Below are 20,149 nucleotides of genomic sequence, written 5' to 3'. Positions count from 1 at the left end.
GGCTTGAAGGCCGGAGGGTGTGGCGATGGTCGAAGAGCTTGCCGCGCAAGCCAGTTCGTTGACGGGCCGGCCGGTGGAGGTCGCGTTCGTCGACGTGCTGGGCCCCACCCCCAGCGAGGTGCTGTCGCGGGCGAGGGCCACCGGCCGGCCCGCCATCGTGCTGCCGGCGTTCTTGTCGCGCGGCTATCACGTCCGTTCCGACCTGCCGGCCCACGTCGAGCTGAGCGGGCACCCGAACGCGATCGTCACGCCGGCGCTGGGCCCGAGTGGCCAGGTCGCCCGGATCGTCGGCGACCAGTTGGTGAAATGTGGTTGGCGCCCTGGCGATTCCGTGATTCTCGCGGCGGCGGGAACATCGGATGCCAGAGCCCGCGCCGACCTGCATACCACCGCGACGCTGGTGTCGGCGCTGACCGGGTCGCGCGTCAGCCTGGGCTTCGCGGCCACCGGGGATCCGCAACTGCCAGAAGCGGTGTACGAGGCCAGGCGCCATGCGCCCAACGCGCGGGTGGTGGTCGCCTCCTACCTGCTGGCCGACGGCCTGTTCCAGGAACGGCTGCACGGCTGCGGCGCCGACCTGGTCAGTCGGCCGCTGGGCACCCATCCCGGCCTGGCCCGCCTGATCGCCAATCGATTCCGCCGGGCCATGCCGCCGGTCCTCGCGCCCACCACCCGGCACGCTTCGCGGCGACCGACCGCGCAGCGGCTGGTCCACGACCGGATCGTGCGGCCGAATTCGGTGGCTTGACAGCACTGGCCGGTTAGGCGCGCCGACGTCCCCGACGCTTGCTCTTTACTCCGATACGGACGATCCTGGCAGCATGCCCCGTCACGAAGAACCGTCGCGCGGGCTTCTGGACCCGGTCGCCAAGATGCTGCGGTTGCCGTTCGGCACACCGGAATTCATCGACCGGATCGTCACCGGCGGGGTCAACCAAGTCGGCCGTCAGACGCTACGCATGCTGATCACCACCTGGGACGCCGCCGGCGGTGGCCCCTTCGCCGCCAGCGCGATAGCTTCCACCGGGATGGCCAAGACCGCCGAAACCGTTCAAAGCATGTTCATCGGCCCGGTTTTCGGCCCACTGCTGAAGGTCCTGGGGGCCGACAAGGCCGCCACCCGGGCCTCGCTGTGCGCCTCGCAACTGGTCGGCCTGGGCATCATGCGCTACGGCATCCGGTCCGAGCCGCTGCATTCGATGTCGGTCGACGCGATCGTCGACGCCATCGGCCCGACGATGCAGCGCTACCTCGTCGGCGATATCACCCGCTAGGCGGCGATCCGACCGACCTGGACGAAGCCGTCAGCGGTGACGCGCGCCGGGTACACCGGCACCGAGAAGTTCGGATCGTCCAGGCATTCACCGTCTTCCAGCGAGAAGGCCTGCTTGAGGATCGGCGACTGAACCGCCACCCGGCCCCCGCGGTCGCCCACGATCCCGCGCGAGAGCACGGCCGCGCCGGAGAACGGGTCGACGTTACCCACCGCGTACACCGAGCCGTCGTCCAGCCGGAACAGCGCCGCCTGGGAACCGTCGTCGAGCAGCACGCCGACTCCGCGACCCGGGATGAGCCGGTCGTACTCGCAGGCCGTCGTCCACACCTGAATGTCGTTGAGAAGTGTCATGATTCCTCTCCAGCTCCCGTACGGATCTTCGGCATGCCAATGGACACCGGGATCTTGCGCCCGGCGTGCTCGGTGAACTCCACCGTCGAGTCGACGGCGTCCGGGGCGTTGACGAACGAGACGAACCGCGACATCTTGTCCGGGTCGTCGAGCACGCCCTTCCATTCACACTTGTAGTTCTCCACGTGCCGTTCCATTGCGGCCTCGAATTCGTCGGCCAGGCCCAGCGAGTCCTCGCAGACGACCTCGCGCACGTGATCGAGCCCGCCCTCGAGCGAATCCACCCAGGGGGCGGTGCGCTGCAGCCGGTCGGCGGTCCGGATGTAGTACATGACGAACCGGTCGACGTAGCGGACCAGCGTCTCGGTGTCCAGGTCGCTGGCCAACAGCTGGGCGTGCTTGGGCGTCATACCGCCGTTGCCGCCGACGTAGAGATTCCAGCCCTTTTCGGTGGCGATGACGCCGACGTCCTTGGAGCGCGCTTCGGCGCACTCCCGCGCGCAACCCGAGACACCCATCTTGATCTTGTGTGGCGCCCGCAGGCCCCGGTAGCGCAGCTCCAGGTCGATCGCCAGCTGCACCGAATCCTGCTGGCCGTACCGGCACCAGTCGGTGCCGACGCAGCTCTTCACGGTGCGCAGCGCCTTGCCGTAGGCGTGGCCGGATTCCATGCCACCGTCGACCAGCCGTCGCCAGATCTCCGGCAACTGGTCCACCCGGGCGCCGAACATGTCGATCCGCTGGCCGCCGGTGATCTTGGTGTAGAGGCCGAAGTCCTGCGCGATCTGCCCGATCAGGATCAGGTGTTCGGGCTTGATGTCACCGCCCGGCACTCGCGGCACCACCGAGTAGCTGCCGTTCTTCTGGATGTTGGCCAGGAAGTGGTCGTTGGAATCCTGCAGCGAGGCTTGTTCGCCTTCGAGGATGTGGTCCGAGCCGGTGGAGGCCAGGATGGATGCGACCACGGGTTTGCAGATGTCGCAACCCTTTCCGCGGCCGAAGCGCTGCAGCAGCCCGGAGAAGGTCCGGATCTCGGTGGCCGAGATGATCTCGAAGAGCTCCGCCCGCGACTGGCTGAAGTGCTCGCACAGCGCCTTGGACTGTTCGACGCCCTCGGCTTCCAGCAGCTGCTTGAGCAGGGGCACGCACGAGCCGCACGACGTACCGGCTGCGGTGCACGACTTGAGGGAGGGCACGTCGGCGCAGCCGTCGGCGATGGCGCACTTCAAATCGCCCTTGGTGACGTTGTTGCACGAGCAGATCTGCGCGGAATCCGGCAGCGCGCCGACTCCCAGCGCCGGAGCCTCGCCGGAAGCCGGCGCGATCAGCGCGAGCGGGTCGCCCGGCAGCTCGCTGCCGACCATGGGCCGCAGCACCCCGTACGACGAGGCATCGCCCACCAGGACTCCGCCGAGCAGGGTCTTCGCGTCGTCGGACAGCACCAGCTTGGCGTAGGTCTTCTTGACCGCGTCGTTGATGGCGACTTCGAGGCAGTTCTCGGTCACGCCCATCGCATCACCGAAGCTGGCCACGTCGACACCGAGCAGCTTGAGCTTGGTCGACAGGTCCGCTTCGCCGAACTCCGCGGCCCCGTTCAGCAGGCGGTCGGCCACCACCTCGGCGGAGGTGTATCCCGGTCCCACCAGGCCGTAGCACCGGCCCTGGATCGCGGCGACCTCGCCGACCGCGTAGATGTCCGGATCGCTTGTGCGGCATGCCAAGTCGGTGAGCACGCCGCCGCGTTCGGCGAGTTCCAGACCCGCGGCCCTGGCCAGCTCGTCGCGCGGCCGGACGCCGGCCGCGAAGATTACCAGCCCGGCGTCGATGACCTCGCCATCGGTCAGGCGCACCCGCACCGACGACACACCGTCCGAATGATCGATCGCTTCGATCGACTCAGTACCCGTACCCACGTGCACCGCGATGCCCAGGTCGCCGACCATCTTGGCCAGCAGGGCGCCGCCGCCCTCGTCGATCTGCTGGGCCATCAGGCGCGGCATCATCTCGACGACGTGCGTCTGTAACCCGAACTGGCGCAACGCATTGGCGGCTTCCAGACCCAACAGGCCGCCGCCGATCACCACGCCCGCCGGGGTGCGACCGGCTTCCACCGTGCGCTGGGCGTCTGCCCGGATGGCGTCGAGGTCGTCGAGCGTGCGATACACGTGGCACGCCGCCAGGTCGTGGCCGGGCACCGGCGGAACGAACGCGTAGGACCCGGTGGCCAGCACCAGCGTGTCGTAGCCATGCCGTTGCCCGTCGGCCGTGAACACCGACTTCGCTTCCCGATCGATCTCGGTGACGCGAGCGTTCAGCACCAATCGAACCCGTTCGTCACCCGCGTAGTCGTTGCCCGGCAGTGCCAGCAGCTTGCGATCCCAGCTCTCGGTGTACGAGGTGAGGCCAACGCGGTCGTAAGCCGCGTCGGCCTCCTCGGCCAAAACCGTGATGCGCCAAAGCCCCTCGGCGTCACGCGCCCGGAGCGCCTCGACGAGCCGGTGCCCCACCATGCCGTGCCCGACTACGACGATGTGACCGCCCGCACACTGAGCGCGCGAAATCCCGTCTGCAGCCATGGCTTTGAGATTAACGGCCGGAAATTACCGCGATTTCGCCCAATGTGACGGTCCTATGACGAGGATCTCACAACTCACAGGGAGCCCTGTGAATATTCGTTCGCCCAAGGCGAACGCCTAGGTGGAACTTAAGCGTGGTCGACTCATGTTTCTCCTTGTAGCCGGCCGGAAGGGCGCCGGACACAGCAAATCCACAACAAAGCTCAAGGAAGCACAAGGAGATCCCCATGAGTAACCTCGCACTGTGGTCGCGACCGGCCTGGGACACCGACCGGTGGTTGCGTGACTTCTTCGGCCCCGCCGCCGCGTCAGACTGGTACAAGCCGGTGACCAGCGGTTTCAACCCCGCCGCCGAGATCGTCAAGGACGGCGACGACGCGATCGTACGCATCGAGCTTCCCGGCGTTGACGTCGAGAAGGACGTCAACGTAGAGGTCGACCGCGGCCGACTCGTGATCCACGGCGAACGCCGCGACGAGCACGCGGAAGAGAAAGAGGGGCGCACCCTGCGCGAGGTGCGCTACGGATCCTTCCGCCGGTCGTTCCAGCTGCCGGCCCACGTCACCGGCGACGCCATCACGGCCTCGTACGACGCCGGCGTGCTGACCGTGCGGGTAACCGGCGCCTATGCAGGCAGCCAGGCGCGGCGCATCGAGATCACCAAGTAAGAGGTGAGCAACGATCCGGCGGGGTTACCGGCCCCGCCGGATTCCTCTGTCGCGCAACCGTTTCCGTCCTGGATCAGCGCCAGCGCGCCAGCAGTTCCCTGGCCCGGGTCGCCAGCGCGGCCTGGAAGAAGGGGCCGAAGCTGATGCGTGCGACACCCAGCGGTCCGAAGGACGCCGGGTCGTCCTGATCGGGCAGCGCGATCGCGTTGACCGGCAACGGCAGCTCTGCGGCCAAGCGGCGCAACGTCTCCGGGTCGTGCCGACCCACCGGGTACAGCACGTCGGCGCCCGCGTCCGCAGCCTCGGTCAGCCGCGCCACCGCCCGCTCGACGCGGTCCGCATCGTCCCCGTCCTTGCGCAGGAACAGATCGGTGCGGGCGTTGATCACGACGTGCACCCCGGCCGCATCGGCGGCCGCCCGCAGCGCGCCCACCAATCCGGCGTGCTCACCGGCGGACCTCAGCCGCTTGCCCTCGGAGTGCACGGTGTCTTCGATGTTCAGCCCGACGGCCCCGACGCTCAGCAGGCCCTCGATCACGCGCTCCGCACCCAACCCGTAACCGGATTCGACGTCGACCGAGACCGGGACGTCGACCGCGGCCGTGATCTGGGCGACCCGGGCCAGCACGTCGGCGAACGACATGCCCTCCCCGTCGGGTTTGCCGACTGAATCCGCCAGCGGATGGCTGCCCACGGTGAGCGCGGCGAACCCGGCGTCGGTGGCGAGCCGGGCCGACCAGGCGTCCCACACGGTCGGCAGCACCACCGGGTCACCCGGTCGGTGCAGGTCGAGCAGCGCGGTGGCGCGGTCGGCGACGGTCTGACCTGGCATGGGCGTGTTTGCTCCGTGTTCGGGAAGGAAGTGAGTCGCCTGACGTCAGGCTGTGCCGTGGATAGTATCGGGGGCGTACTGTGATCCGTAACACCGCCCGCGCAAGGAGATCCGTTGAGCACCACTACTGAACTCGCCGAACTGCACGACCTCATCGGCGGCCTGCGGCGGTGCGTGGGCTCCCTGAGGAGCCGCTACGGTGACAGCCCGGCGATGCGGCGCATCGTCATCGACGCCGACCGGATCCTGTCCGACGTCGAACTGCTCGACACCGACGTGTCCGAGTTGGACCTGGCGCGCGCCACCGTGCAGCAGTCAAGCGAGAAGATCGTCATTCCCGACACCCAGTACGACAGCGAATTCTGGCGCGATGTCGACGACGAGGGTGTCGGGGGTCACAGCAGGTCCTGACAACCCAAGCCCCCCGGAAATGAGGGGGTGCTCTCTGTGTACCCTTCGACCAACAGCCCGTTCGAAGAGGAACACTAGATGAGCGCACCCACGGCGAACCGTCCTGCGTCAGGTGTCTTTTCACCCACGCGCGCCCGCATCCCGCAACGGACCCTACGTACCGACCGGTGGTGGATGTCGCCGCTGCGGATCGACTTGGGCTTTGCCGCTTTCGTCATCTACGCGACTCTGCGGGCGTTCCAACGCGATTACTTCTTCGTCCCGCAGTATCACTACCTGACGCCGTTCTACTCCCCGTGCGTCAGCAAGGCCTGCGGGGCCGCCGGCGACTTCTGGCCGCAGATCCTGCCCGACGTCTGGTGGCTGCCGTACGCGGCGCTGACGCTCCCGTTCCTGCTGCTGTTCCGGTTGACCTGTTATTACTACCGCGGCGCCTACTACCGCACGGTGTGGCAGTCGCCCAGCGCCTGCGCGGTGGCCGAGCCCCGCGTGCACTACACCGGCGAGACCAGGTTCCCGCTCATCATCCAGAACAGCCACCGGTACTTCTTCTACATCGCCGGCATCATCTCGGTGATCAACACCTACGACGCGATCATCGCGTTCCACTCCGACGCCGGTCCGGGCGGCTTCGGCTTCGGACTGGGCAACCTGATCATGGTCGGCAACGTCGTCATGTTGTGGATCTACACGCTGTCCTGCCATTCGTGCCGGCACGTGACCGGCGGGCGGCTCAAGCACTTCTCCAAGCACCCTGTGCGGTACTGGATCTGGACCCAGGTCAGCAACATCAACACCCGGCACAAGATGTACGCCTGGATCACCCTGGGCACCCTGATGCTCACCGACTTCTACATCGCGCTGGTAGCCAGCGGCACTATCGGTGACCTGAGATTTGTTGGCTGAAACGCCATTTGAAGAATAATCAGAACTTAGCTAGCGAGGGTTTTCATGGTTGAGGTCGAGCGGCATGCCTACGACGTAGTCGTCATCGGCGCCGGCGGCGCGGGACTGCGAGCGGTCATCGAGGCGCGGGAACGCGGCCTCAAGGTCGCGGTGGTGTGTAAGTCCCTGTTCGGCAAGGCCCACACGGTCATGGCCGAGGGCGGCTGCGCGGCGTCGATGGGCAACACCAACCCGAAAGACAACTGGAAGACCCACTTCGGCGACACGATGCGGGGTGGGAAGTTCCTCAACAACTGGCGGATGGCCGAACTGCACGCCAAGGAGGCGCCGGACCGCGTCTGGGAGCTGGAAACCTATGGCGCGCTGTTTGATCGCCTCAAGGACGGCAAGATCAGCCAGCGCAACTTCGGCGGGCACACCTACCCGCGGCTGGCGCACGTCGGCGACCGCACCGGTCTGGAACTGATCCGCACGATGCAGCAGAAGATCGTTTCGCTGCAGCAGGAGGATTACGCCGAACTCGGCGACTACGACGCGCGCATCAAGGTGTTCGCCGAGTGCACCATCACCGAGCTACTGAAGGACGGCGACGCGATCGCCGGGGCCTTCGGCTACTGGCGAGAGACGGGTCAGTTCGTCCTGTTCGAGGCGCCCGCGGTGGTGCTCGCCACCGGCGGAATCGGCAAGTCGTTCAAGGTCACCTCGAACTCCTGGGAGTACACCGGCGACGGGCACGCGCTGGCCCTGCGGGCGGGCGCGTCGCTGATCAACATGGAGTTCGTCCAATTCCACCCGACCGGCATGGTGTGGCCGCCCAGCGTGAAGGGGATTCTCGTCACCGAGGGTGTCCGCGGTGACGGCGGTGTGCTGAAGAACTCCGACAACAAGCGGTTCATGTTCGACTACATCCCGCCGGTGTTCAAAGGCCAGTACGCCGAGACCGAACAAGAGGCCGACCAGTGGCTCAAGGACAACGACTCGGCCCGCCGCACCCCCGACCTGCTGCCCCGCGATGAGGTCGCGCGCGCGATCAATTCCGAGGTCAAGGCCGGCCGGGGCAGCCCACACGGCGGCGTGTTCCTCGACATCGCGTCCCGGTTGACGCCCGAGGAGATCAAGCGGCGGCTGCCGTCGATGTACCACCAGTTCAAGGAGCTGGCCGGCGTCGACATCACCAAAGAGCCAATGGAAGTCGGGCCCACATGTCACTACGTGATGGGCGGTGTCGAGGTGGACGCCGACACCGGCGCGGCCACGGTTCCGGGCCTGTTCGCCGCGGGCGAGTGCTCCGGCGGCATGCACGGCTCCAACCGGCTCGGCGGCAACTCGCTGTCGGATCTGCTGGTCTTCGGCCGGCGGGCCGGCCTGGGCGCGGCCGACTACGTGCGGGCGCTGAGCAGCCGTCCGACGATCTCGGCGGAGGCCGTCGAGACCGCGTCGAAGCGGGCGCTGTCCCCCTTCGAGGGACCGACCAACGGCGCCCCGGCGGAGAACCCCTACACGCTGCAACTCGAGCTGCAGCAGTCGATGAACGACCTGGTGGGCATCATCCGCAAGGCGGACGAGGTCGCCGAGGCCCTCGCGCGGCTCGACAAGCTACGCGAGCGGTTCAAGAACATGCACGTGGAGGGCGGCCGCCAGTACAACCCGGGCTGGAACCTGGCCATCGACCTGCGCAACATGCTGCTGGTCAGCGAGTGCGTCGCCAAGGCCGCGCTGGAGCGCACCGAGAGTCGCGGCGGCCACACCCGCGACGACCGCCCGGCGATGGACTCGGGGTGGCGCAAGGTGCTGCTGGTCTGCGAGGCCGCCGGTGGCGACGAGGTGATCCCCGACATCAGCATCACCCACAAGGACCAGGTGCCGATGCGGTCCGATCTGCTGGAGCTCTTCGAGATCTCCGAGCTGGAGAAGTACTACACCGACGACGAGTTGGCCGAGCATCCAGGACGGAGAGGCTAATGACCTACAACGCGACCATGCGTGTATGGCGCGGTGACGATGCCAGCGGCGCGCTGCAGGACTTCACGGTTGAGGTCAACGAGGGCGAGGTGGTGCTCGACATCATCCATCGCCTGCAACAGACCCAGACACCCGACCTGGCCGTGCGGTGGAACTGCAAGGCGGGCAAATGCGGCTCCTGCTCGGCGGAGATCAACGGGGTGCCGCGGTTGCTGTGCATGACCCGGATGTCCACCTTCGCCGAGGACGAGGTGGTGACCGTGACGCCGCTGCGGACGTTCCCGGTGATCCGGGACCTGGTCACCGACGTTTCCTTCAACTACGAGAAGGCGCGCGAGATCCCCGCCTTCGCGCCGCCGAAGGATCTGCAGCCGGGCGAGTACCGGATGGCGCAGGCCGACGTGCAGCGCTCGCAGGAATTCCGCAAATGCATCGAGTGCTTCCTGTGCCAGAACGTGTGCCACGTGGTCCGCGACCACGAGGAGAACAAGAAGGCGTTCGCCGGACCGCGCTTCCTGATGCGGATCGCCGAGCTCGAGATGCACCCGCTGGACACGCTGGACCGGCGCAACCAGGCCCAGGAGCAGCACGGGCTGGGCTACTGCAACATCACCAAGTGCTGCACCGAGGTCTGCCCGGAAAACATCAAGATCACCGACAACGCGCTGATCCCGATGAAAGAGCGGGTCGCCGACCGCAAGTACGACCCGGTGGTGTGGCTGGGCAACAAGTTGTTCCGGCGCTGACCCGGGCGTTAGCCCGCCCGGCGCGCCGGGTACCCGCATAGCACCCAAACTCCGAAAGGCAGCGTGGGAGACATGCGAGAAACCACCAGCATCAACGAAATCCGAACCGCCATCCGGGAGTTGTCCGCCCGAGCCGATCTTGCGCGCAAGGAAGGCCGCCCCGACGACGCCGCCGAGATCGAGCAGAGGATAGCGGGCTTCCGGGCGGAACTCGGCCGGCGCCCGTAGCCGCGTTCAGACGCCGAGGCGCCGGAACGCGCTGCGGTGAAACACGATCGGTGCGACGGCGGCGTCCACCGTCACTTCGTTGACCCGCAACACCACGATCGTGTGATCCCCGGCCGGGATGAGCTGTTCGATCGCGCTTTCCAGCCAGAGACCGGTGCCCTTGATGAACACCGCGCCGCTCTCCCTGGACTCCGTCTCCAGACCGGCGAACCTGTCTCCGGTCTTGGCGGCCAGGGTGCGGGCGGCCTCGTCGTGGGCTTCGCCGAGGACGCTGATGCCCAGCATCGGCAGGTCTTTGAGCTTGGGCCACGTCGTCGAGGTGTTCTGCACGCAGAACGACACGAGCGGCGGATCCAGGGAGACGGGGACAAAGGTGCTGGCGGCCAGGCCCTGCCGGGTTCCCTGGACTTCGGCGGCGATGGCGACCACCCCCGAGGGGAAGTGGCCGAAGGCCTCACGAAGTGTGGATGGTGTCAGGTTCTTGTTCGAGTTCACCGGAATTCATTCGCCCCTTGAGCCGAGAACGGGATTCTCGTTCCCGACCCTACCTGCCGAATGTCCGTGCGCCGAAGCCACATCGGGGTGTGCGCGCATCCTGCTCTTCCAGGCGTTGCGGCCGTAGACCGAGAAGATCGGATCCGCAGGGTCGGTCACCCGGCCGGCGCGCGCCCGCAGTTCGGGGGGCAGCGTCAACACCGGGATCCGGGCGTCCAGCCGGGGGTTGAAGAAGTACGGCACCGAGATCCGGTCGGCAGGCTGCTCCTCCAGGTTCACCCGGTGCTCGGTGGCGCGCAGGTAACCGCCCGTCGCCACCTCCAGCAGCTCGCCGATGTTGACGACGAAGGCGCCATCGGCGGGCGGCACGTCGATCCATTCCTCAGTACCGGGCCGGCGCACCTGCAGGCCCCGGCTCCCCGGCTCGGCCAACAGCAGCGTGAGCACGCCGGAGTCTTTGTGCGGGCCGACGCCCTGCGGCGTGGCCGCGCTCCGCGGGTAGCGCACGATCTTGATCAGCGTGGCGGGCGTCTCGGCGAAGGCGGGGTCGAAGATGCCCGGTGGGCTGCCCAGCGATACCGCCCAGTGCCGGAGCAGGGTACGGGCTACCGCGGATAGCGCGGCGTCCCATTGGTCGACGATCCCGGGCAGTTCGGGCAACGCGGCCGGCCACTGGTTGGGGCCCTGCAGCCACAGGTAGTCGGGCTTGCCGGGCGCCCCGATCGGTGCGCGTTCCGGCCCGATGTCGATCTGCTCCCGCCAGTCCACCTGGCCGCGGGTCAGCTCGCCGCCCATCCGGGTATAGCCGCGGAAATGCGGACTGTGCACCATGGCGACCGCGTCCTTCTCGGCCTGCGGCAGCTCGAACAGCCGGCGCGCCACCTCCAGCAGCCTGCCGGCGAGCTCGTCGGGCACGCCGTGGCCGGTCAGGTAGAAGAAGCCCACCTCGTGCGCGGCCTCGCGCAAACCCCGCTGCAATTGGGCCGCCGACGTGCGCAGATCCACTACGGGCAGGGTGGTGATGCATCCCACAGTTTGAGATCCGTTTCGTTATCGCCGCAGGTCAGAGGCGCCCTATCGGCTCCCCAACCGGTTGGTTAATTAGACGATGAAATCTAGCTCACATTGACTTGCGTTGAACTGACTCGGAGCGATATTTTAGCGGTGTTACTGGTGGGTAACTTAGAAGTAGTACCCAACCACAAGTGGCATTCTCAACGAGGAGGAACCGTAGTGAGCCACTACAAGAGCAACGTCCGTGACCAGGTGTTCAACCTGTTCGAGGTTTTGGGCGTTGAGAAGGCTTTGGGCGCCGGCGACTACAGCGATCTGGACGTCGACACCGCGCGCGAAATGTTGTCAGAGATCAGCCGGCTGGCCGAGGGGCCGATCGCCGAGTCGTTCGTCGAGGGTGACCGCAATCCGCCGGTCTTCGACCCGAAGACCCACTCGGTGACACTGCCGGAGTCGTTCAAGAAGTCGGTCCGCGCGGTCACCGAGGCCGGTTGGGACAAGGTCGGCATCGACGAGGTCCTCGGCGGCATGCCGATGCCCCGTGCCCTGGTGTGGGCGCTGCACGAGCACCTGCTGGGAGCAAACCCCGCCGTGTGGATGTACGGCGGCGGCGCCGGCTTCGCCAACATCCTCTACCACCTCGGCACCGAGGAGCAGAAGAAGTGGGCCGTGATCTGCGCCGAGCGCGGCTGGGGCTCCACCATGGTGCTCACCGAGCCGGACGCCGGTTCGGACGTCGGCGCCGGGCGGACCAAGGCGATCAAGCAGGACGACGGCTCCTGGCACATCGAGGGTGTGAAGCGATTCATCACCTCGGCCGACTCCGACGACCTGTTCGAGAACATCTTCCACCTGGTGCTGGCCCGCCCCGAGGGCGCGGGTCCGGGCACCAAGGGCCTGTCGCTGTTCTTCGTGCCCAAGTTCCTGTTCGACTTCGAGACGGGCGAGCTGGGCGAGCGCAACGGCGTCTTCGTGACCAACGTTGAGCACAAGATGGGCCTGAAGGTTTCGGCCACCTGTGAGCTGTCCTTCGGCCAGCACGACGTGCCCGCCAAGGGCTGGCTGGTCGGCGAGGTGCACAACGGCATCGCGCAGATGTTCGAGGTCATCGAGCAGGCCCGCATGATGGTCGGCACCAAGGCCATCGCGACCCTGTCGACCGGCTACCTGAACGCGCTGGAGTACGCCAAGTCCCGCGTGCAGGGCGCCGACATGACGCAGATGACCGACAAGACCGCCCCGCGGGTGACCATCACGCACCACCCCGACGTGCGCCGGTCGCTGATGACCCAGAAGGCCTACGCCGAGGGTCTGCGTGCGCTGTACCTCTACACCGCGACCTACCAGGACGCGGCGGTTGCCGAGGCGGTGCACGGCGTGGACGCCGAGCTGGCCGTCAAGGTCAACGACCTGATGTTGCCGGTGGTCAAGGGTGTCGGATCCGAGCAGGCCTACGCCAAGCTCACCGAGAGCCTGCAGACCTTCGGTGGGTCCGGCTTCCTGCAGGACTACCCGATCGAGCAGTACATCCGGGACGCCAAGATCGACTCCCTCTACGAGGGCACCACGGCCATCCAGGCGCAGGACTTCTTCTTCCGGAAGATCATCCGCGACAAGGGTGTGGCGCTGGCTCACGTGTCGGGCGAGATCCAGAAGTTCGTGGACAGCGAGTCCGGCAACGGCCGGCTGAAGTCGGAGCGCGAGCTGCTGGCGAAGGCCCTGGCCGACGTCCAGTCGATGGCGGCCACGCTGACCGGCTACCTGATGGCGGCGCAGGAGGACGTGACCAGCCTCTACAAGGTGGGCCTGGGATCGGTGCGCTTCCTGATGAGCGTCGGCGACCTGGTCATCGGCTGGTTGCTGCAGCGCCACGCCGCGGTGGCCGTGCAGGCGCTGGACGCCGGCGCCAGCGGCGACGAGCGGTCCTTCTACGAGGGCAAGGTCGCGGTGGCCTCGTTCTTCGCGAAGAACTTCCTGCCGCTGTTGGCCAGCACCCGCGAGGTGATCGAGACGCTGGACAACGACATCATGGAGCTCGACGAAGCCGCCTTCTGACAGGCAAAAGCAAGAACCCCGCTTCCAGATGGGAGCGGGGTTCTTGCTTTTCACGGCCACAGACGGCACAAAAAGGCCGCCGCTGGATCCCCTCACTCCAACGGCGGCCCTTTTCGTACGCCCGTCCGCGCTGACCGGCGGTCGTTTCAGGGATGCCCCGTATTGCCGTCGGGGTCGGGGGGTCAGACCACAACACGGGGTCATCCGGGCACTCGGATACCCCTCCGCCGTAATTACTAACCCGCTGTGACCGATTTCATGAACCGGCAGACCGGGGGACGGCTCAGGCCTCCAGGATCGCGGCCACGCCCTGACCACCCGCGGCGCAGATGGAGACCAGGGCCCGCAGCGGCTTGACCGCGCCACCCTTTTGCTCCGCCCTCTTCTGGGCGAGCTGCTTGGCCGCCTGGGCGAGGATCCGCCCGCCGGTCGCGGCGAAGGGGTGGCCCGCGGCCAATGAGGAGCCGTTGACGTTGAGCTTGGAGCGGTCGATCGACCCGAGCGCGGCGTCCAGGCCCAGCCGCTCCTTGCAGTAGTCCTCCGACTCCCAAGCCTGCAGGTGCGCAAGCACCACCGAGGCGAAGGCCTCGTGGATCTCGTAGAAGTCGAAGTCCTGCAGGCTCAGGCCGTTCCGGGCCAGCAGCCGCGGTACCGCATAGGTGGGCGCCATCAGCAGGCCATCACGGCCGTTGACGTAGTCCACGGCGGCGGTCTCCGCGTCCACCAGGAAGGCCAGCGGCGCCAGCGAATGGGCGGCCGCCCACTCCTCGCTGGCCAGCAGCGCGACCGAGGCGCCGTCGGTCAACGGGGTCGAGTTGCCGGCCGTCATCGTCGCGTCGCCGGACTTCACGCCGAACACCGGCTTGAGCTTCGCCAGCTTCTCCGCCGACGAGTCCGGCCGCAGGTTGTCGTCGCGGTAGAGCCCGAGGAACGGGGTGACCAGGTCGTCGAAGAAGCCCCGATCGTAGGCGGCGGCCATGTTGCGGTGGCTCGCGGCGGCCAGCTCGTCCTGGTCGACCCGCTTGATGCCCATCTCCTTGGCGGTGATCGCCTGGTGCTCGCCCATGGACAGCCCGGTGCGCGGCTCGCTGTTGACCGGGATCTGGATGCCCAGGGTCGCGGGCAGCGTGCCCACCAGCCTCAGCCGCTGCACGTTGGACTTGGACCGGCGCAACTTGAGCAGGGTGCGGCGCAGGTTGTCGCCAAGTGCGATCGGCGGGTCCGAAGTGGTGTCCACGCCGCCGGCGGCGGCCACGTCGTAGCGCCCGGCCGCGATGCCGTCGGCCGCGGCGATGGCCGCCTGCAGGCCGGTGCCGCACGCCTGTTGCAGGTCGAACGCCGGCGTGTACGACGACAGCGCGGAGCCCAGCACGCATTCGCGGGTCAGGTTGAAGTCACGGCTGTGTTTGAGCACGGCGCCGCCGACCACCGCGCCCAGCCGTTCGCCGGCCAGCCCGAAGCGGTCCACCAGCCCACCCAGCGCGGCGGTGAACATGTCCTGGTTGGAAGCCTCGGCATAGGCGCCGTCGGACCGGGCGAACGGGATGCGGTTGCCGCCCAGCACGGCGACGCGTCGCCGTTGCGAACTGCGCTGGTTGTTTGCCTCGGAACTTGCAGGGGCCACTGTCTTCTCCGTGTATCTGCCGTCTATCGGTTTTGGGATGCCCGTCTGGGGCCATACTACCCACTGTTCTTACTCTGAAGTAAGTTCGTCCTCGATACGGTGGGCAGTAGGCACACCCCGACTTCGCAAGCGCATGGAAGGTAGCTCCGGTGGCTCCCAAGGTCTCGTCCGATCTGTTTTCTCAGGTTGTCAATTCCGGTCCTGGATCGTTTCTCGCCAAGCAGCTCGGTGTCCCGCAGCCCGAGACGCTGCGCCGCTACCGGCCCGGTGATCCGCCCCTGGCGGGCTCCCTGCTGATCGGCGGCGAGGGGCGAATCGTTGAGCCCCTGCGCGCCGCGCTGGACAAGGACTACGACCTGGTGGGCAACAACCTCGGCGGGCGCTGGGCCGACCAGTTCGGCGGCCTGGTGTTCGACGCCACCGGCATCACAACGCCGGAGGGTCTCCGGGGGCTGTATGAGTTCTTCACGCCGCTGCTGCGCAACCTGGGCCATTCCGCGCGCGTCGCGGTGGTCGGCACCACGCCCGACGCCGCCACCAGCCCGCACGAGCGGATCGCGCAGCGCGCCTTGGAGGGGTTCACCCGCTCGCTGGGCAAGGAGCTGCGCAACGGCACCACGGTGGCGCTGGTGTATGTCTCACCCGACGCCAAACCCGCTGCGACGGGCCTGGAATCGACCATGCGGTTCATCCTGTCGGCCAAGTCCGCCTACGTCGACGGCCAGGTGTTTTACGTCGGCGAGGCCGACTCCACACCCCCGGCCGACTGGGAGCGGCCGCTGGACGGCAAGGTCGCCATCGTGACCGGCGCGGCCCGCGGGATCGGCGCGACGATCGCGGAGGTGTTCGCCCGCGACGGCGCCCGCGTCGTCGCGATCGACGTCGAGTCGGCCGCCGAGACGCTGGCCGAAACGGCCAGCCGGGTCGGGGGCACCGCGTTGTGGCTCGACGTCACCGCCGAGGACGCCGTCGACAAGATCACCGAGCACCTGCGCGAGCACCACGGCGGCCGCGCCGACGTGCTGGTCAACAACGCCGGCATCACCCGCGACAAGTTGTTGGCGAACATGGACGATGCTCGCTGGGACGCCGTCCTGGCCGTCAATCTCCTTGCCCCGCTGCGGCTTACCGAAGGACTCGTGGGCAACGGCAGCATCGGCGAGGGGGGCAGGATCGTCGGGCTGTCCTCGATGGCCGGCATCGCGGGCAACCGTGGGCAGACCAACTACGCCACCACCAAGGCCGGGATGATCGGCCTCACCCAGGCGCTGGCCCCGGAGCTGTACGCCAAGGGCATCACGATCAACGCCGTCGCGCCGGGTTTCATCGAGACCCAGATGACGGCGGCCATCCCCCTGGCCACCCGCGAGGTGGGCCGCCGGATGAACTCGCTGCTGCAGGGCGGCCAACCCGTCGATGTCGCGGAGACCATCGCCTACTTCGCCAGCCCGGCGTCAAACGCGGTGACGGGCAACGTCATCCGCGTCTGCGGCCAGGCCATGCTGGGCGCATAGCCAAGGAGAAGCGATGAATCAGCCAAGCGGCCTGAGAAACATGCTGCGCGCGGCGGCCGGGGCCCTGCCAGTGGTGTCCCGCGGCAACCAGCTGCCCACGCGCACGGTGGACATCGAGGAACTGCCCATCGACCGCACGAACGTGGCCGAGTACGCCGCGGTCACTGGCCTGCGCTACGGCAACAACGTGCCGCTGACCTATCCGTTCGCGTTGACCTTCCCCGCAATGATGTCACTGGTGACTGGTTTCGACTTCCCTTTCGCCGCAATGGGTTCGGTGCACGTCGAGAACCACATCACGCAGTACCGGCCGATCGCGGTCACTGAGACCGTCGGCGTGCACGTGCATGCCGAGAACCTGCGTGAGCACCGCAAAGGTCTGCTGGTCGACCTGGTGACCGATGTGAGCGTCGGCAACGACACCGCGTGGCATCAGGTGACGACCTTCCTGCACCAGCAGCGCACCAGCCTGTCCGACGAGCCCAAGCCGCCACCGCAGAAGCAGCCCAAGCTGCCCCCGCCCAGCACCGTCGTGCGCATCAGCCCCGGCCTGATCCGGCGCTACGCCGTTGTCGGCGGCGACCACAACCCGATCCACACCAACCCGATCGCGGCCAAGCTGTTCGGCTTCCCCACCGTCATCGCGCATGGAATGTTCAGCGCGGCAGCGGTATTGGCCAACGTCGAGGCCCGGTTCCCGGACGCCGTGAAGTATTCGGTGCGGTTCGGCAAACCGCTGGTGCTGCCCGGCACCGCGGGGCTCTACATCGACGAGGCCCATGAGGGCTGGGACATCTCGCTGCGCAACATCGCCAAGGGCTACCCGTATCTGACCGGCACGGTCCGGGCGCTTTAGCGCTTTCGGTGGCGACCCGCTTCACCCGGCTCCGCCGCGCTCCCGATCGCCACTGTGCCGACGGTGGCGACCCGCTTCACCCGGCTCCGCCGCGCTCCCGATCGCCACTGTGCCGACGGTGGCGACCCGCTTCGCCCGGCTCCGCCGCGCTCCCGATCGCCACTAGCCCGAGTGCGTCGGGCCGCGGCCCTTCGCAAGGACTTTCAGCCCGTGGGCGCCGGTCGCGGTCAGCAGAAAGAGCAGAAACAACCACAACGGCGGCCGGGCGAGCTCCCAGACGAAGATGGCCGCCCAGATCGGTGAGCCCTGCGTCACCGCGAGCACGCCGGCGGCGCCCGCCAGTGACACCGCCGGCACGTGCAGGTGAGTCCCGGCCGCCCAGTTGATCGTCAGCACCAGCGCCGCACCGGCGGCCGCGCCGGTGGCCAGCGAGGGTGTCAGCATCCCGCCGGCCCCGCCGGCGCGCAAAAACAACGCGGTCAGCAAGGGTTTCAGGGCCAGAATCGCGAGCGCCGACAACAGCGTCATGCCGCTGGCCAAGCTGACGGTCAGGATGCTGCGGCCGTTGCCGGGCAACTCGGGCCACCAATGCGAACAGATGCCCATCACCAGCCCGGCCCCGGCGAGCGCGGGGACCAACACCCAGGTCCGCATCTGCCTGGCCGGCCGCGCCGCCGCCATCAGCCGGTTGAACGCCAGCCCCACCGCGAGGGTCAGCGGCGCCAGCAGCAGCCCGTGCGCGGTCAGCAGGTACGTCGACTCCCCGATCGGCCACTGCAGGCTGGGTTCGTCGCGGGTGATGGCCGAACCGACGGCGACCGCCAGGCTCGAGGAAATGAACGCCGCGCCGACCGCCCGCGGATGCCAGGTGTTGAGCAGGATCCGCACCGAGAACAGCGCACCGGCCAGCGGGACCGCGTACACGGCGCCCAGCCCGGCGCCGGCCGCGCACGCCAGCAACACCTCGCGATCGCGGGGCGATAGCCGCTTGAGCCAAGACGTCCCGAAATCGCCTAGCGCCGCGGCGAATTGACGCGGCGCCCCCTCCCGCCCGAGGGATGCCCCGGACCCGACGAGCAGCACCTGCAGCATCGCGTCGACGCTCCAGGAAAGCCGCGGTATCCGCTCGCGGCGCGCGATGGTCTCCGCCAGGGGCGGCACGTACGTCCTGCTCCGCAGGATCCACCACCCGACCGCCGCCAACGCCGCGCCGATCATCGGCCCCACCACGCGGCGCACCGGGCTGCTGCCGGCAACGCCGACCAGCAGTGCGCCAAAGGTGTAGTTGTACGTGACGTGCTGGACGAAGCGCAGCACGAACGTCGTCGCCAGCCCCGCGACCCCGGCCAGCAACCCGACGATGACTACGGCGCAGAAGAAGTCGACAGTGCGGGCGGGCGGGCGAGCCACATGACGAATGTAGGGGCTAGCGCCTGGCCGCGCTGGAGCCGCCCTTCTTGGGCAACGCCGCGGCGGCGGCCTCCCGCTCCTCAGGCCCGCCCCGCAGCCCGTGCCAGAAGAGGGTGATCATCAGCTCGGCCGCCTCGTCGGCGTCGATGTCGCCGGTGCTGAGCTGGTTGGCCATCGCCTCGCCCGCGCCCACCAGCGCCACGGCCATCATCTCGTGCTCGCGGTCGGTCCGCCTGCTGCGGCTGCCGGCCCGCACCAGCCCGGCGACCAGCTCGATGATCTGTTCACGCCCTTCGCGCACTATGTGCGCGAACGCCTGCGAGCTGGTGGCCTGGGTGTACATCACGATCCACGACGCACGATTGGCGTCGATGTAGCGCATGAACGCCACGATGGTGTTGCGCAGCAAGTCTTTCGGGCTCTGCGTGAAGTCGATGTCGGCGCGAACCGCGTCGATGAACCGGCCCATCTCCCGGTTCAGGCAGGCGCCGAACAGGTCCTCTTTGGAGCCGTAGTACAGGTACAGCATCGGCTTGGAGATCTGCGCCTCGGCGGCGATGGCGTCCATCGAGGTCTCGTGGTAGCCGTTGACCGAGAACATCTGCACCGCGGCGTCGAGCATCTGTTGCTCGCGGACAGCGCGCGGTAACCGCTTGGTGCCACCCGCCATCGCTTGCCTCTCTAGCTCGTCTATCTGACTCCAGAGTAAGCAACGCGCCGGGTGGGCACACGCTTTAGTGGCCGCAGGCGGGACTGCGGCCCTTCATCGTCGCCACCCGCGTCAGCGCGTCATCGACCCGCTGCGAAGGCAACTCGCCGGCGGCCACCGCCTTCTGCAGCCGGTCCAGGACCGCGGGCACCTCGTCGGTGGTAACCCAAAGCGCGACGTCGGTGCCGGCCTGCAGGGTGCGCAGCACCGCCTCGGCAACCCCGTATCGGTCGGAGATGGCGCCCATGCTGGACAGGTCGTCGGTGAACACCGGGCCGTTGAACGGTGGAGCGCCGTAGCCGGCGCCGTTGCGCAGCAGCTGCACCGCCGCGGGGCTCAGACTGGCCGGGTCGTCGCCGGTCAGCCCGGGGACCTGCAGGTGGCCCAGCATCACCGCGACCGGGGCCACGGTGATCAGCGTCCGGTAGGGCACCAGGTCGAGGTTCTGCAGGTCACTCAGCGGCGGTGTGGTGACACCTGTCTCTTATACACATCTGACGCTGCCGACGATCGCAT

At 67.8% G+C, this 20,149-nt stretch carries 19 protein-coding genes and 1 pseudogene; 11 read left to right on the top strand and 9 right to left on the bottom strand.

What is annotated here, in order from left to right:
- Nucleotides 1-19: 19 nt before the first annotated feature.
- Nucleotides 20-748 (top strand): sirohydrochlorin chelatase, encoded by a 729-nt coding sequence (locus A5781_RS02315; RefSeq protein ID WP_255360796.1) that lies wholly within the window; start codon nt 20-22, stop codon nt 746-748.
- 73 nt (nt 749-821) lie between these two features.
- Entirely contained in the window at nt 822-1,274 is a 453-nt protein-coding gene (locus A5781_RS02310; protein WP_066947324.1) for a hypothetical protein, read from the top strand.
- Here the strand turns inward: A5781_RS02310 and nirD are convergent.
- Nucleotides 1,271-1,627 (bottom strand): nitrite reductase small subunit NirD, encoded by a 357-nt coding sequence (gene nirD / locus A5781_RS02305; RefSeq protein WP_067200568.1) that lies wholly within the window; start codon nt 1,625-1,627, stop codon nt 1,271-1,273. The two genes, A5781_RS02310 and nirD, sit on opposite strands and share 4 nt — an antisense overlap.
- The gene (nirB, locus tag A5781_RS02300; protein WP_082939186.1) at nt 1,624-4,203 is read right to left on the bottom strand and encodes a nitrite reductase large subunit NirB; all 2,580 of its coding nucleotides are present in this window, start codon (nt 4,201-4,203) and stop codon (nt 1,624-1,626) included. The genes nirD and nirB overlap by 4 nt, the downstream gene beginning before the upstream one ends.
- 227 nt (nt 4,204-4,430) lie before the next feature.
- Between nirB and A5781_RS02295 the strand changes: the two genes are divergently transcribed.
- Entirely contained in the window at nt 4,431-4,871 is a 441-nt protein-coding gene (locus A5781_RS02295) for an Hsp20/alpha crystallin family protein (protein WP_067200561.1), read from the top strand.
- Between the two features lie 73 nt (nt 4,872-4,944).
- Here A5781_RS02295 and A5781_RS02290 read toward each other — a convergent pair whose 3' ends face one another.
- Entirely contained in the window at nt 4,945-5,703 is a 759-nt protein-coding gene (locus A5781_RS02290) for an isocitrate lyase/phosphoenolpyruvate mutase family protein (RefSeq protein WP_067200558.1), read from the bottom strand.
- A gap of 114 nt (nt 5,704-5,817) precedes the next feature.
- On the opposite strand from A5781_RS02290, the gene A5781_RS02285 reads away from it, so the two are divergent.
- The 5 genes from A5781_RS02285 (at nt 5,818) to A5781_RS25790 (ending at nt 9,956) form a co-directional block, all read left to right on the top strand.
- Nucleotides 5,818-6,114 carry a hypothetical protein gene (locus A5781_RS02285; protein WP_067200555.1) on the top strand — a complete coding sequence of 99 codons (297 nt, stop codon included), beginning with the start codon at nt 5,818-5,820 and terminating at the stop codon, nt 6,112-6,114.
- Nucleotides 6,115-6,192: 78 nt separating this feature from the next.
- On the top strand, nt 6,193-7,020 hold the full coding sequence (locus A5781_RS02280; protein WP_067200552.1) for a hypothetical protein: 828 nt from the start codon (nt 6,193-6,195) through the stop codon (nt 7,018-7,020).
- A gap of 45 nt (nt 7,021-7,065) precedes the next feature.
- Complete coding sequence (locus tag A5781_RS02275) at nt 7,066-8,982, top strand: fumarate reductase/succinate dehydrogenase flavoprotein subunit (RefSeq protein ID WP_067200549.1); 1,917 nt, start codon at nt 7,066-7,068, stop codon at nt 8,980-8,982.
- Complete coding sequence (locus A5781_RS02270) at nt 8,982-9,728, top strand: succinate dehydrogenase/fumarate reductase iron-sulfur subunit (RefSeq protein WP_067200546.1); 747 nt, start codon at nt 8,982-8,984, stop codon at nt 9,726-9,728. The genes A5781_RS02275 and A5781_RS02270 overlap by 1 nt, the downstream gene beginning before the upstream one ends.
- A 72-nt stretch (nt 9,729-9,800) precedes the next feature.
- The gene (locus tag A5781_RS25790; protein WP_197503656.1) at nt 9,801-9,956 is read left to right on the top strand and encodes a hypothetical protein; all 156 of its coding nucleotides are present in this window, start codon (nt 9,801-9,803) and stop codon (nt 9,954-9,956) included.
- A gap of 6 nt (nt 9,957-9,962) precedes the next feature.
- On the opposite strand, the gene A5781_RS02265 is transcribed toward A5781_RS25790, so the two are convergent.
- Together A5781_RS02265 and A5781_RS02260 are read right to left on the bottom strand one after the other, a co-directional pair.
- Nucleotides 9,963-10,451, bottom strand: coding sequence for a flavin reductase family protein (locus A5781_RS02265; RefSeq protein WP_067200543.1), 489 nt, complete (start codon nt 10,449-10,451; stop codon nt 9,963-9,965).
- 6 nt (nt 10,452-10,457) lie between these two features.
- A complete protein-coding gene (locus tag A5781_RS02260) occupies nt 10,458-11,483 on the bottom strand; it encodes an isopenicillin N synthase family oxygenase (RefSeq protein WP_156624310.1) in 1,026 nt (341 codons plus the stop codon).
- 201 nt (nt 11,484-11,684) lie between these two features.
- Between A5781_RS02260 and A5781_RS02255 the strand changes: the two genes are divergently transcribed.
- Nucleotides 11,685-13,520, top strand: a complete 1,836-nt coding sequence (locus tag A5781_RS02255) for an acyl-CoA dehydrogenase (protein ID WP_067200540.1) — start codon at nt 11,685-11,687, stop codon at nt 13,518-13,520.
- A gap of 283 nt (nt 13,521-13,803) precedes the next feature.
- Here the strand turns inward: A5781_RS02255 and A5781_RS02250 are convergent, their stop codons facing one another.
- Nucleotides 13,804-15,144: an acetyl-CoA C-acetyltransferase gene (locus tag A5781_RS02250; RefSeq protein WP_067200537.1), complete on the bottom strand. Its 1,341-nt coding sequence runs from the start codon at nt 15,142-15,144 to the stop codon at nt 13,804-13,806.
- Between the two features lie 149 nt (nt 15,145-15,293).
- On the opposite strand from A5781_RS02250, the gene A5781_RS02245 reads away from it, so the two are divergent.
- Together A5781_RS02245 and A5781_RS02240 are read left to right on the top strand one after the other, a co-directional pair.
- Nucleotides 15,294-16,658 carry a 3-oxoacyl-ACP reductase gene (locus A5781_RS02245; protein ID WP_067200534.1) on the top strand — a complete coding sequence of 455 codons (1,365 nt, stop codon included), beginning with the start codon at nt 15,294-15,296 and terminating at the stop codon, nt 16,656-16,658.
- Nucleotides 16,659-16,671: 13 nt separating this feature from the next.
- Complete coding sequence (locus A5781_RS02240) at nt 16,672-17,514, top strand: MaoC/PaaZ C-terminal domain-containing protein (RefSeq protein WP_067200531.1); 843 nt, start codon at nt 16,672-16,674, stop codon at nt 17,512-17,514.
- A gap of 162 nt (nt 17,515-17,676) precedes the next feature.
- On the opposite strand, the gene A5781_RS02235 is transcribed toward A5781_RS02240, so the two are convergent.
- From A5781_RS02235 to A5781_RS02225, 3 genes and pseudogenes are all read right to left on the bottom strand, one after another.
- Nucleotides 17,677-18,924, bottom strand: coding sequence for a chloride channel protein (locus tag A5781_RS02235; protein WP_067200528.1), 1,248 nt, complete (start codon nt 18,922-18,924; stop codon nt 17,677-17,679).
- Between the two features lie 16 nt (nt 18,925-18,940).
- Nucleotides 18,941-19,594: a TetR/AcrR family transcriptional regulator gene (locus A5781_RS02230; RefSeq protein WP_067200525.1), complete on the bottom strand. Its 654-nt coding sequence runs from the start codon at nt 19,592-19,594 to the stop codon at nt 18,941-18,943.
- Nucleotides 19,595-19,658: 64 nt separating this feature from the next.
- Nucleotides 19,659-20,111: pseudogene (locus A5781_RS02225) on the bottom strand (glycoside hydrolase family 3 N-terminal domain-containing protein); the annotation flags it as partial.
- Nucleotides 20,112-20,149 lie beyond the last annotated feature (38 nt).

Source organism: Mycobacterium sp. 852002-30065_SCH5024008, from assembly GCF_001665645.1.
GTDB lineage: Bacteria > Actinomycetota > Actinomycetes > Mycobacteriales > Mycobacteriaceae > Mycobacterium > Mycobacterium paraffinicum.
The sequence above is the reverse complement of the archived record's forward strand: the minus strand, read 5'-3'. Positions and strand labels throughout refer to the sequence as shown.

What these genes read in the sequence shown, in the direction of transcription:
- A5781_RS02280 (WP_067200552.1), top strand. Translation starts at nt 6,193, where the DNA reads ATGAGCGCACCCACGGCGAACCGTCCTGCGTCAGGTGTCTTTTCACCC.
- A5781_RS02275 (WP_067200549.1), top strand. Translation starts at nt 7,066, where the DNA reads ATGGTTGAGGTCGAGCGGCATGCCTACGACGTAGTCGTCATCGGCGCC.
- A5781_RS25790 (WP_197503656.1), top strand. Translation starts at nt 9,801, where the DNA reads ATGCGAGAAACCACCAGCATCAACGAAATCCGAACCGCCATCCGGGAG.
- A5781_RS02310 (WP_066947324.1), top strand. Translation starts at nt 822, where the DNA reads ATGCCCCGTCACGAAGAACCGTCGCGCGGGCTTCTGGACCCGGTCGCC.
- nirD (WP_067200568.1), bottom strand. Translation starts at nt 1,627, where the DNA reads ATGACACTTCTCAACGACATTCAGGTGTGGACGACGGCCTGCGAGTAC.
- A5781_RS02240 (WP_067200531.1), top strand. Translation starts at nt 16,672, where the DNA reads ATGAATCAGCCAAGCGGCCTGAGAAACATGCTGCGCGCGGCGGCCGGG.
- A5781_RS02290 (WP_067200558.1), bottom strand. Translation starts at nt 5,703, where the DNA reads ATGCCAGGTCAGACCGTCGCCGACCGCGCCACCGCGCTGCTCGACCTG.
- A5781_RS02230 (WP_067200525.1), bottom strand. Translation starts at nt 19,594, where the DNA reads ATGGCGGGTGGCACCAAGCGGTTACCGCGCGCTGTCCGCGAGCAACAG.
- A5781_RS02270 (WP_067200546.1), top strand. Translation starts at nt 8,982, where the DNA reads ATGACCTACAACGCGACCATGCGTGTATGGCGCGGTGACGATGCCAGC.
- nirB (WP_082939186.1), bottom strand. Translation starts at nt 4,203, where the DNA reads ATGGCTGCAGACGGGATTTCGCGCGCTCAGTGTGCGGGCGGTCACATC.
- A5781_RS02295 (WP_067200561.1), top strand. Translation starts at nt 4,431, where the DNA reads ATGAGTAACCTCGCACTGTGGTCGCGACCGGCCTGGGACACCGACCGG.